11 protein-coding genes and 1 other RNA gene are annotated in these 12350 nt (G+C 36.7%); 1 reads left to right on the top strand and 11 read right to left on the bottom strand.

Annotated features, from left to right (window positions below; translation table 11 throughout):
• Positions 1-38: 38 nt before the first annotated feature.
• From BN999_RS17630 to BN999_RS17605, 6 genes are all read right to left on the bottom strand, one after another.
• Positions 39-992 carry an alpha/beta hydrolase gene (locus BN999_RS17630; RefSeq protein ID WP_096273605.1) on the bottom strand — a complete coding sequence of 318 codons (954 nt, stop codon included), beginning with the start codon at positions 990-992 and terminating at the stop codon, positions 39-41.
• Between the two features lie 94 nt (positions 993-1086).
• A complete protein-coding gene (locus BN999_RS17625; protein WP_096273603.1) occupies positions 1087-1455 on the bottom strand; it encodes a VOC family protein in 369 nt (122 codons plus the stop codon).
• Positions 1456-1654: 199 nt separating this feature from the next.
• Positions 1655-1841: non-coding RNA, 6S RNA (gene ssrS, locus BN999_RS17615), on the bottom strand.
• 81 nt (positions 1842-1922) lie between these two features.
• Positions 1923-2180 carry a sporulation protein gene (locus tag BN999_RS17610; RefSeq protein WP_373453640.1) on the bottom strand — a complete coding sequence of 86 codons (258 nt, stop codon included), beginning with the start codon at positions 2178-2180 and terminating at the stop codon, positions 1923-1925.
• A 5-nt stretch (positions 2181-2185) separates the two neighbouring features.
• Positions 2186-2326, bottom strand: coding sequence for a small, acid-soluble spore protein L (locus BN999_RS20370; RefSeq protein ID WP_141249089.1), 141 nt, complete (start codon positions 2324-2326; stop codon positions 2186-2188).
• A gap of 167 nt (positions 2327-2493) precedes the next feature.
• Complete coding sequence (locus BN999_RS17605; RefSeq protein ID WP_096273600.1) at positions 2494-4104, bottom strand: acyl-CoA synthetase; 1611 nt, start codon at positions 4102-4104, stop codon at positions 2494-2496.
• Positions 4105-4296: 192 nt separating this feature from the next.
• Here BN999_RS17605 and BN999_RS17600 point away from each other — a divergent pair, with 192 nt between their 5' ends.
• Positions 4297-4797, top strand: a complete 501-nt coding sequence (locus tag BN999_RS17600) for a spore coat protein (RefSeq protein ID WP_096273598.1) — start codon at positions 4297-4299, stop codon at positions 4795-4797.
• A gap of 592 nt (positions 4798-5389) precedes the next feature.
• Here BN999_RS17600 and BN999_RS17595 read toward each other — a convergent pair.
• From BN999_RS17595 to BN999_RS17575, 5 genes are all read right to left on the bottom strand, one after another.
• Positions 5390-5854, bottom strand: coding sequence for an RDD family protein (locus BN999_RS17595; RefSeq protein ID WP_096273596.1), 465 nt, complete (start codon positions 5852-5854; stop codon positions 5390-5392).
• Positions 5855-5866: 12 nt separating this feature from the next.
• Positions 5867-6859 carry a signal peptide peptidase SppA gene (sppA, locus tag BN999_RS17590; RefSeq protein ID WP_096273594.1) on the bottom strand — a complete coding sequence of 331 codons (993 nt, stop codon included), beginning with the start codon at positions 6857-6859 and terminating at the stop codon, positions 5867-5869.
• A 201-nt stretch (positions 6860-7060) separates the two neighbouring features.
• Positions 7061-7672 (bottom strand): 3'-5' exonuclease, encoded by a 612-nt coding sequence (locus BN999_RS17585; RefSeq protein WP_096273592.1) that lies wholly within the window; start codon positions 7670-7672, stop codon positions 7061-7063.
• 215 nt (positions 7673-7887) lie between these two features.
• Positions 7888-8664, bottom strand: coding sequence for a Cof-type HAD-IIB family hydrolase (locus tag BN999_RS17580; protein ID WP_096273590.1), 777 nt, complete (start codon positions 8662-8664; stop codon positions 7888-7890).
• A gap of 110 nt (positions 8665-8774) precedes the next feature.
• A complete protein-coding gene (locus BN999_RS17575) occupies positions 8775-12245 on the bottom strand; it encodes a hypothetical protein (RefSeq protein WP_096273588.1) in 3471 nt (1156 codons plus the stop codon).
• Positions 12246-12350 lie beyond the last annotated feature (105 nt).

Raw genomic sequence — 12350 nt, 5'->3', positions numbered from 1 at the left:
TATCCACATTATTCTTATACTAGAACAAAAAAGTCTACCTAATTATCTATTGTCTTATCAATAAATAGTTGTAATCTACTTTGAAACTCCTCTGTTGCAATGGAGTAAGCCTTTGTATGACCAGCATTTGGGACAATCCAAAGTTCTTTTTCTCCACCAGCTGCCTCATATAATTCATAAGCCATTTCGGTCGGAACTAATTCATCTGCATCGCCATGAATAATAAAGAGTGGCTTCGTGTTTTTCTTCACCTGTTCCACCGCTGAAGCCTCCCCGAAGAAGTATCCAGCACGAACTTTAGTAATCATACTAGTTACATCTAAAATCGGAAAACTTGGTAGATGATATAAGTGCTTTAATTGATGTTTTAACTCTTCCTTAACCGAAGTATACCCACTATCAGCAATGATTCCTTTTACTTCATCAGGCAATTCTTCCCCACTTGTCATTAACACAAGTGAAGCTCCCATTGAATTGCCATGTAATAAAATTTGTTCTGCATCATGTTCTTCAATTAGTAAATCAATCCATGTTAAATAATCGAGTCTATCATGCCAACCATAACCAATATAATCACCTTCGCTTTTACCGTGCCCTCTGGAATCTGGCATTAGCACATCAAACCCTTGATCATAATAGAATTTTACTAAGTCATCCATATGATCACGTGTACCGCGGTAACCATGTGCTAGAATTACTACTTTCCCTGTTTCTGCTTCATTGTCAAAAAAGCCCGCCTTTAATCGTAAATCATCATAGGAAACAATTTCTAATTCTACAGGATTTTGAATGGAATACCATTCCTCCGCTTCCTCGATAATTGATAAAGCCGTTTGAGTTGCCTCTCTATTAACACTCTCTAGCTCTGTATGTAATTCTACTTCTGTTCCACGTTTAATCCCTTCACTGTAGAAATAATTCCCGCCGATTAATAAGACAACAACTAATATGGTAAAGATACTTCCTCCTATAATTCCTATTTTCTTCTTCAACTTATTTCCCCCTGGTACCTAAAGAATAAAAACTTTTCAAACAATTTTATCATAAAAATAGGGATTTCTCACTAGTAGGAGAAATCCCATGCCTCTATTGCCACTCTAAAAACTCTAAACGATTGCCAAACGGGTCATGCAAGTAAAAACGGTTTGCACCAGGCAAATCATGATCGACTTGATATGCTACTTCTTTACTTTTCAAATACTTTTTCATTTCCTCAATATTCTTAACCCTAAATGCTGGATGTGCCTTTTTTGCGGGCTGGAATGGTTCTTCAATACCAATATGTATATGGATTACACCATCTGAGAACCAAACTCCCCCACGCTTTTTTAAGTTCTCCGGTTTCTCTACTTCTTGAAATCCGAGTAGTCTCTCATAAAATGCACGCGCTTGGTCTTCTCCACCTCTTGGAGCAGCCAACTGTATATGGTCCAATTGTTCATATCGAAATTTCATCTCCAGTCCCCCCTCTTGCTTCTATTATAGTATTACATACAGATAATTTATAATACTTAAAACAAATACCATATGAATGATTTTGCTTATCAGCTTTTTGAATTGAAAAGAAAATAATTGTTGGATAACCATGGTATGGTGCCTGGAGAATAAGAAAATGACCAGTCTCCATTAGGAAACTGGTCGCTCAAGTTCATTTTTATCAGCCACATATGCCGTATTTGTCATAAAAAGTTTTAAACCACCACTTCACTAAGTGGGTGTTCGCAGAAACCTTCCTGCCTTCCGCTAATCCATGGCGGCTCGGCATTAGAGCTTCAATTTAAAACTCCCTATTATCGCATTAGAGGTTAAAACTTAGTAAAACACGTACATCGTAGCTTGTATCCTTATATTACTATTTCGAAGGTAAAATATCAATGTCAATGTTATCCAATTGACAAAAATAGGCTATTAAACCTAGTGTTCTAAAAGATGATTTCATAGACCTCTCGTAATTGTTGGACTCGCATATCATCTTGAACGTTTTCAGCATAACTAATTTCACGTGCTAGTATTTTGTCTAAATACTGCATCTCTCTATCATCTAAATCCTCAACAAATTCTCTTTCACTCTGATAGTTCTTATTTTGTAGCTTTTGATGAATAGACTGACTCAACTCATTACCCTCGTAATTGGATAATGATTCACGTAAGTATAGTAATGTATGGTCGATTGTCTTCACCCGCTTTAAACTTTAGTATTTCTTTTCTTTGCACGATCTTCTAACTGAGACTTTGGACGGTGATCTGCCGTTTCCTCTGTAAGCCCTTGTGGGTTAACACTTGAAATGGGACGTCTCTTGCTCCAGTTATCGCTTTTTTCTGCCATTTAGGACACCTCCATTTGTTATTATTGCTAAAATAAATGGATTTATCCTAAATGAGATCGGCATGTTTTCTTCTGTACAAGTTATATACCCGTTATAAGATATTTAAAACCACTAATTAAAAAGGAAGTAAGAGTCCAAACTATTTTGACCTCACTTCCTTTTTAAACTATTCCTCTCCTAATCCCTCATATTCATCACGTAACTCTCGTTTTAACACTTTACCACTTGGATTTTTTGGAAGAGAATCTGCAAAAGCAACATATTTAGGTACTTTAAACTTTGATAACACACTACGGCAGTAATCCACTACTGCTTCTTCCGTTAAATGAGCACCTTCTTTTGGAACTATAATGGCTGTTACTGCTTCAATCCAGTACTTGTCAGGAATCCCAATTACAGCAACCTCTGAAACTCCATCTAATTGATAAATGGTTTCTTCCACTTCTCGACTGGATACATTAACACCACCTGTGTTAATCATGTCCTTTTTCCGATCAATAATGGTGATAAATCCCTCTTCATCCATCACCCCAAGGTCTCCACTATGGAACCATCCACCCCGGAAAGCCTCAGCTGTTTTTTCAGGATCAAATAAATACCCTTTCATGGCATGTGGTGTTCGGTGTACAATCTCTCCAACTTCTCCTCGTGGAACTTCTTGATCCTGTTCATCTACAATTTTTGTTTGCATATTTAACGTTGGCTTTCCGGCTGAACCAAGCTTACGTAATTGATCCTCGGGTTGCAATGCCGTAGCTAACGGTGCTACTTCAGTTTGCCCATAGAAATTCCAGAACTTCGCGTTAGGCAGCCGTTCTGATAACTCTTTCAAAATTTCTCTTGGCATGATGGCTGCACCATAATAACATTTTTCTAAAGTAGATAAATCTCGTGTGTCAAATTCTGGATGTCTTAGTAAGGCAATCCAGACAGTCGGTGGACAGAAAAGTTGTGTTGCACCTTCTTTTTCAATAGTTCGTAGAATGACCTCAGGACTAGCACCATCTAGAATGATCCCACTGGATCCTAAATATATACTCGGACCTAAAAAGCAGTGTAGCTGTGCACTATGATACATGGGCAATGCATGAATCAATACATCTTTTTCATCCATATGACCATCTACGATACAACTCACATACTCACTTACAATACTTTTATGTGTCAGCATGACACCTTTTGGCTTCGATTCCGTTCCACTCGTATAAAGTACATGAGCAAGAGTTTCATCAGATAAGTCACAGTCAACAAAATCTGTTGGCTGCTCTAAGCGAACATCACGTAATATAGTCCAATCATCTAAGCTTTCATCGGGCATCTCTCCCTCTTCTATATCCATTAAATAACGGAAGGAAATCCCCTGTCCTATAGAAGCCTGATCTAGGACCTTAGCATATTCCTCAGAAGCAATTAACCCACAAGCACCCGCATGTTTTATAATAAATGCGACATCTTCCTTCGTGAGCATATAGTTGATTGGAATCATAACTGCCCCTATACGAGCAAGTGCAAAGTTCACAATAACAAAGTCTAAGCTATTTTTGGACATGACTGTAATCATATCTCCCTTTTTCATGCCCCTTTGCCTAAATGCAATTGCAGTCTGATTTACTAAATCATCGAGTTCTTCGTAATTTAAACGCTTATCCCGGTAAGCAAGAGCAAACTTATCCGGCATTCTATCACTTGTTCTTGCTAATATATCTCCTAATGTATTTCTACGTGCACGTTCCAATAACCTATCTAGTCCATCAATTACATTTGAATCTGTGTTCATCCATCACAACCCCTTCAAATAATTTGATGTCTTATAAGTCATAATATTCTATCTATTATATTAATTCAGTAAACTAAAGGAAGCAATATACTTGTCAAAACTTCATGATATTCGCCTAATTTCGACCTAACAAGCTACTTTACGAACCAGCGCTTCATATAGTTAACTGACTACTTACTAGGGGGAAACAAAATGGAAGAATCCATGAACAGACAGCCACAGCACTTGGCATATCATGAAACATTGGAAATACATGAATTGGTTGCTTTTCAATCCATTGGATTAATGAAGCTAAAAAAAGCAATAGTGGACGTACAAGATGAGAACCTACGCACATTATATCAACGAACTATCGGGGACCTAGAAAACAATTTAAAAGAACTACTCCAATTTTATGGAATGGCACCAAGGGCTGAGGCAGCAAATCCACTGGAGCTAGGTACTGGTTTCTATGCTGGTGATTTATTAGCACTAGCGAAGACTTCTGTTCGAAATTACGCAATCGCCATAACAGAAACCGCAACACCAATGGTACGAGAAACGTTAACCAACCACTTACAAAAAGCCATTCAATGCCATGCAGATGTATTTAACTTTATGTATGAGAATGGAATGTACCCAGCCTATAATCTGGAGAAGCTTTTAGAAAACGATATGAACATGGCCAATATGGCTATTGATATGAACTATTAAAGTAGTGATAATTATTGGCAGAGAATTCGTCATTTCGTACTGGAGTTTGGGTTGAAATGATGAATAGGGGGGCTATTCGCCTTATTGAGCTGAGGTTTGGATTGAAATGATGATTAGAGACGGCCTTTTCGCCTTTTGGAACTGGAGATTGGATTGAAATGATGATTAGAGACCGCCTATTCGCCTTTTGGAACTGGAGATTGGATTGAAATGATGATTAGAGACCGCCTATTCGCCTTTTGGAACTGGAGATTGGATTGAAATGATGATTAGAGACGGCCTTTTCGCCTTTTGGAACTGGAGATTGGATTGAAATGATGATTAGGATAGGTCTATTCGCCTTTTGGAACTAGAGATTGGATTGAAGTGAAGATTAGGGACCGCCTATTCGCCTTTTGGAACTAGGTATTGGAAGGAAATGATTATTAGGGGAGACCTATTTGCCTATTTGTATGTGAGTTTAAATTGAAATGTTGAATAGAATTGCTATTCATCATATTGTAGTGATTCTTAACTCTAGCTCTGAATCACATTCGGAAAACTTCACCCAAACAAACATAAAGAAGACACGGTTTGCCCGTGTCTTCCAATTTTATCGATCAAATACAACTCGTGTATCTGCAATCATATCATGTATACCTTGTTTTTCATCCATAAACCCGACAACGATATATAAAACTGCTAAGAACCAGAATGCTCGGTAAAGGAATCTTCCCACTAGCTCCCTGAAAAGTACATCGCTCCATCTAAGGGGTTCTTCATTTTCACGGATTACTCTAATGCCAAGAATCATTTTACCTATGGTCTGACCAAAAAACTTAGTCATTAGAATAAAGTATAGATAAAAGACAATCGCACTGATAATTCCAGGAACGGTCCAGAACCCAACGCTTATGGCAATGCCATCGTTGACAAACTTAAATGGAGAAACCAAAATTCCATTCAAGCTACTGATCACAATTAAATCAATCAGAAAAGCCCAAAACCTCATCCAAAAACCAGCATATCGATGCTCTGAAGCACGGGCCTCATTTGCATATATTACTTGTTCACTCATTATAAGGCCCCCTTAATTAGAGTAAAGATACATTGCTCTTGGTGTATTAGATTCCTTAACTATTTCTAAGACACTCATTAATTCTTGATCCTTACCTACAAAGTTCTGTACAGACATACCTAATAGTTGTTCGAACCCGAGTGGTTTGTTATATTTCACAACGGTTGCATTATCAAGTTCGTAGTCTTTCTTCATTAATGCAATGGTATCGTCTAATGACCCTAGTTCATCAACAAGTCCATTTTCCTTTGCTTGGTTTCCAGTGTATACTCGCCCATCACCAAGCTCACGAACTTTCGCTTCCGACATTTCTCTTCCATCGACAATGACTTGAACAAACTCTCCATACATGTCATCAATCATCTCTTGAAGTAATGCCCTTTCCTCATCTGTCATTTCACGGAAAGTAGACATAATGTCTTTATGTTTTCCACTTTTAATTGTATTAACATCCACACCTAATTTTTCTGTTAACCCAGCAAGATTATACCCTTGCATAATAACTCCGATTGAGCCTGTTAATGTAGCAGAATGGGCCACAATTTTGTCTGCAGGGGCAGCAATATAATAACCACCTGATGCTGCGGTGTTCCCCATTGATACATAGATTGGCTTTTCATATTGTTCTTGTATTTCTACTATCTTATCATGTACTTCAGCACTTTCAACAACACCACCACCTGGTGTGTTCACGCGCAATATAATTCCATCTACATTAGCATCCTTACCGGCCTCATCTAACATTTCTAAAAACTGACGATGATTATAGGATGTCGTATTAAGTAAAGTGCTTGGTGCCGTATCTTGAATGACACCATCCAGATGTAAGACAACAATCTTACCATTTGCACCTTCTTCTATTACTTCTTCCTGGAATTTACTTTCGGGAAAAGCAAACAACTGTTCAAAATTTGTACTGGCAATACTAGTTACGAATTGAAAGCCTAGTGAAACAAAAAATAGAACAGCAGCTGCAAGTATCGCAAACCAGCGTTTCTTATTCATGAAAAATCCTCCTGTTTTACCAAAAATATCTACAGTAAAAGGATACACTATTTAATTCCGGATATCTAATCATTACTCAAAAGTGCATTTCAAATTGATTATCTTCCAAAAACAATAAAATCAATCGTTCATAACAGAATTTAAGAAATAGCCATTAACTACAAAAGGAGAAGCGAATCTAGATTTCGCTTCTCCTTTAGATTATATATACAACTTTGTATGCTTCTTCGTCCGTTTTACCTTTGGTGGATAATATCCTCTTTCATATATCCTACCTTTAGATATCTTGCAACGTTCAAGGAACATATCAATTGAATCTGATTCATACAATTCCATGGCTTTTTGCATAACCCTTGCTGCAACACGAGCATCTTCTAACGCATTATGGTGATTAAATTGGATACCATGATAATCTGCTAGAGTATTCAGCTTATGATTCTCTATATCTGGCCAGACTTGTTTTGCAATATTTGCAGTACAAAGATAATCCAACTCTGGATATGTAAGCTTATCTCTATCCAATGTTTGGCGAATAACACTCATATCAAAACTTGCATTATGTGCAACGACTAAATTGCCAGAGAGATAGTTTTCCATTGTTGGCCAAATCTCTGAAAATGTCATTGCATCTAAAACATGCTCCTCACGAATTCCGTGAACCCGGATATTGAACGGGTTAAAATACGTTTCGGGATTTATCAGGCTATAATATTCATCTAGTATTTCTGTTTCATTGGCAATGACAATACCAACTGCACATGGGCTACTACGTTTTTCATTTGCCGTTTCAAAGTCGATAGATACAAAGTTCATTTCAATACATTCCTTTATGAATAACTTTATTACCATGATAACATGAACAGCTTTCGGGCTGTAACTAAAAATACTAATTTCTCGGAAATGATTGATGTATAATTGATAGAAACTGTGCGGTAACTAATAGTTATTGCTAGCGCAACATACCCGCTACGGAAATACTTAGTTATAGCGCATTTTTCTATCAACCATAAAAATAACGACAAACAGTTCTAAAGCAGTCCAACCATCTTCAATCCGTGATAAATTCCATCTTCATCAACAGGCTTGGTTACATATTTTGCACATGCTTTAACTTCGTCCACTCCATTTCCCATAGCCACACTATTCTTTACCATAGAAAGCATTTCTACATCATTTAATCCATCACCAAAAGCATACACTCGCTCGGCTGGAATCTGTAATTTTTCTAATGCTTTCTCAATCCCTTTAGCTTTAGAGCCATCTTTGGGTAATACATCTGTAGATAGTGGATGCCATCGAACAAAATCAAATTCAGGAAATGCATCTATATACTGCTTTTCATCTTTTTCTTCACAAAATAATAGAGTTTGGTAGATAGCATTGTTTTCATAATAAGATGGATCATAAGTTGGAAAGCCCATCTTTAATGTTTTTATACTTTCCGTAATATAAGAATGTTCCGGGACATTTGCCTTCATTACGTCTGGGTCTAAGAACACAACAGGAGTATTATTCTCCAAAGCATCTTCCGTTAGATTTTTCAATGCTGCTTTTTGTAAAGGATTAGAGTATACTACTTCCCCTTCAACCACTACATATTGTCCGTTATAGCTTACATACGTGTTAATTCCTAGCTTCTCACGAATTTCCTTATACATAAAAGGCCCACGTCCAGTTGCGATTGCAACAATATGACCTTCACGCTTCAACTCTTTTATCGCTTCTACTGTTGAGCCTGGTAACTCTTTATTATGATCAAGTAATGTACCATCAATATCAAAGAAAATTATACTTTGCTGTGTCATTCATCTGCTCCTTTTTATCTGCTATCTATACTTCCCCCATTCTAACCTATGAAAGGCTTTTCAAGTCAAATCTAACAAAAAGAAGCTTGGATAACCAAGCTTCCGAATAATTAATCCCATTTCTTAATTCTTTCAATCACATTTTTCTTGAATTTGGATACTAACGTTTCTTTTCCTTCTGAACTTTTTTGCTTTTGCCATTCATTGTAGCTAGCAACCGCGATTAAGATAGAACCTGCTATTAATAGATATCCCCACCATGGTAAGTCACCCCAATATGGTCTTGTTTGCATAAAGACATTAAATAATAGAACTCCCGTACCAACAAAGAAGAATGACTTTATCTGGTACATCATGCCTGCAATAAGTGAGGCAAGTGAAAGTACCCCTACAATTAGTGCGTCATAAATGGTATTACTTGCAAGACCATCCTGAACAAGTAGCAACGCAACTATTACGAGTACTGCCCACTGAAGATATCCCGTAACCGCAGTGTTCTTCTTCATCACATAGCTACGTAGACCAATTACAACAGCAATCCATGGTAATACATAAAATTCACGTTCAAACAACGCTGGCAGTTCGAAATGTCCTAACATTGCATAATATGGCTGTAACAGGTAAACAAATGCAATAAATATCAGCCATTTGGATGATAAATCTGCGACTCTATTCCGATTAAGGAAAAGAAGTATGACGATTAAAATTCCTGGTAGAACCTTTTGGATTAAACCATCAAAACTATATTGATATAGATTTAAATAAACAAGCAATGCCAAAATGGTATACCAATCTAATTTATAAGGGGTTTTCTTTAACTGATATAGAGACTTGTAGAATACCAATCCTAATATCATTAAGATCACACCAAAAATCGCATGCTGTATCGGCTCAAAATCTGACCGGTATTCCGTCACATTCACGTTTGTGACTGCAGCGTATAATAGCAATAATGGAATAATAGATAGAATATCCCATTTCATTCGGTGTAACACAAACAAGACAAGGACTCCATACAAGATGGTCATAACAAACAATAACAGATCATATGGATAGTTTAAAATAAAACTCAACATACCAATACTTGAAAAAGGAAGGAAATAGTAGATAATACGTTTCTTCCATATATCGTTACTAGCCTGCCAACCTACAAATAGAATCATACTAATGATAAAGAATGTGTAGGCTATGGAATCATACCAATCTAGTTTTATAAAGACAAGGAGTAAGAATGCCCATAATGTCGTTAAACCAGCATAAAAGAATGTGTTCGTCTTCCACTCCGACTTCATTAACCTTATCGTAACTCCATAGATACCCGTAGCAGTGAGAAATGCCCATATTGCATCTTCTCCATTACTAAGTAGACTTAATAATAGCGCTAACGGCATAAAGATTTGACCAATACAATAATATGCTTTCGTTATTAGTTCGTCTTTATCTCCAATCACAAGCCCAATTCCAAGTAATAATAATGTTCCAAGAATAAATTCAAACCATTGAAAAACAACAGGTACTGAAGTAAATCTATCGTGAATAAGAACTAATAAACTGAGGTAGAACGTTAACGTCATCCCACTCGTTACATAAGGAATTGCTAGCCAACTTGTTTTTCTGTATAAAAGAATTGCCATACCAATTCCACCTAGGGTTATCAATGCTCTTGTAACAGAATCTGTTTCAAACCCCAGACTCAATAGAATACCAAATCCATAGTATAGTTGAGCCAGATAGAAGCTACTATCTGAGAATTGTTGTTTCTTCACTGCACTCCAACCATAACTTAGCAGTAATACTGCCAAACTACCGAAAATGATTTCCTCTGCTCGTATCGGATTATACATATACACCAATTCGTTATAAGGGATGAAATGGTCATATAATGCCATAACAGCTAACCCAACAGAAACCCCATGTAACCATGGTGCAATTCGTACAAAGATTGCGCGAGTTTCAAAACGCTCCATCACGATAGCTAAAGCAGCAAACAATCCTAACATAGCACTTAGCTCAATTTTCGTTACATCCACTACTCCAAATAACAAACTAAATAGTAATATTAGCCCACTTATATCTCTAGTGCTTTTCCGTAATGGTTCCCATCGTTTCACTTTTATCAGGCAACCTCCAACCAGATAAAGCACAGAAACTAGTATAAAGAATGGTAGAATGATGGAATCATATCCCATCCATTCTTCTCCAAGTAAAGCAAGCTGATAAATCGCACTAATGAAAAAGATCGGACTTAAGTATGTGAAAAGTTGGTTATTAACGGTTGAAGCAAGATACGCGAAGTTCAATGCAATAATCACATATGCAATTACTAAAACTAACGACCCTTCCCCCATTTGTAATAACATACCTTCAAAGCTTATAAATAAAAAGGCAAGCGATGAGACAATTGCACTGGTAATCTGGAAAACCTTCTTTAGAGAACCAGTGTCTTTTATAAGTTTTGGAATAACCAAGAAGATCACTCCAAGTAATGCATAGGCAATCTCTCCCACACCTTCTAAGATGGAGTTTTCAACCAGTTGGTATGCCCCGTAGATGAGCATAGCAGTAAATACAAAATGATAGGATTTATGGTTGGTTACATAAATCATCGAAAAGTAAATAACTGCTGTTAAAATTAAATTAAAGCTATACATTAATTCATTATCATAAAAAACAAGCATTAATAACGTAGAAAGAATGATGTTAGCTTGTATAAATGGGATAAATTCATTTATGAATCCTTTCACCTTATGATTGTTTTTCAGTCCTCGGTATCCGAGAATCAGTGCAGCATTATACAACATAATCCCCAAATAAAATCCATCAATTGGGAGGTATAATGAAGCAATTAGCAGTCCAACAAATACACTAAATGAAATGTATGAGAACCATACGAATAGTCGTGATGCGAACTTTATAGCTAAAAACATATAAATTGGCAATACAATCAATGTTCCAATCGCCCCGAATAGATACTTCCCATCACCAGAGAATGATAAATAATGGCCAAACAGTTCAAAGTATCCAGCGGAAACGACAACAATTGGTAGGAATAACCCACCTAATACTAAAAACGCAAAAGCCGTTTTCTTAATATGTAGTACTCGATTGGTTAACCACGCTAATGCAAAAAACAGAACAGAAACTGCTGTTATTAATCCTGTCTTCATCCAGTTTCCTAATATATCCCACGTACTTGTAGCAAGTACTAATCCCCCTAAAAGAACTAGAATAACCCCAAGATTGAGTGCCCAAGTAATATTTCTTTCTCTTACTTGTTGTGCAGTTAACGTCTTTTGTGGCTTTTTAGTTGTTTGAATAGTAGGTTGTGTAGTCGGTGTTATGGTTGTTTCTTTTTCCCTTTTTTCCTGTTTAACAACATTAACCCGAGTCTCAGTCTCTGGTTGACGTGGTTTTTCTATTTCCTGTTTAATTTGATTCACTTTTGGAAGATTTTGATAATACTTCGTATGTGCATTAACTATCTTAGCAGCTATGTTCAACGATATGTATCGTGCTTTTACAAGTCGATGGAGCTCTTCCCGAACAATCTCTCTTTTTTCTTCCGGACTAAGTTGTGTCATAATACCCCCACCCTTCATCAATTTTTGCTACATCCATCATAACAATATATCTATACATATTCATCATAATTTTTAATTTGCAAAAAATTCACTCTTGACATTATT

The sequence above is a fragment of the Paucisalibacillus globulus genome, from assembly GCF_900184735.1.
In the GTDB taxonomy this organism is placed as follows: domain Bacteria; phylum Bacillota; class Bacilli; order Bacillales; family Amphibacillaceae; genus Ornithinibacillus; species Ornithinibacillus globulus_B.
Note: the sequence above shows the minus strand (reverse complement) of the source record. Positions and strands in the feature narration are given on the sequence as shown.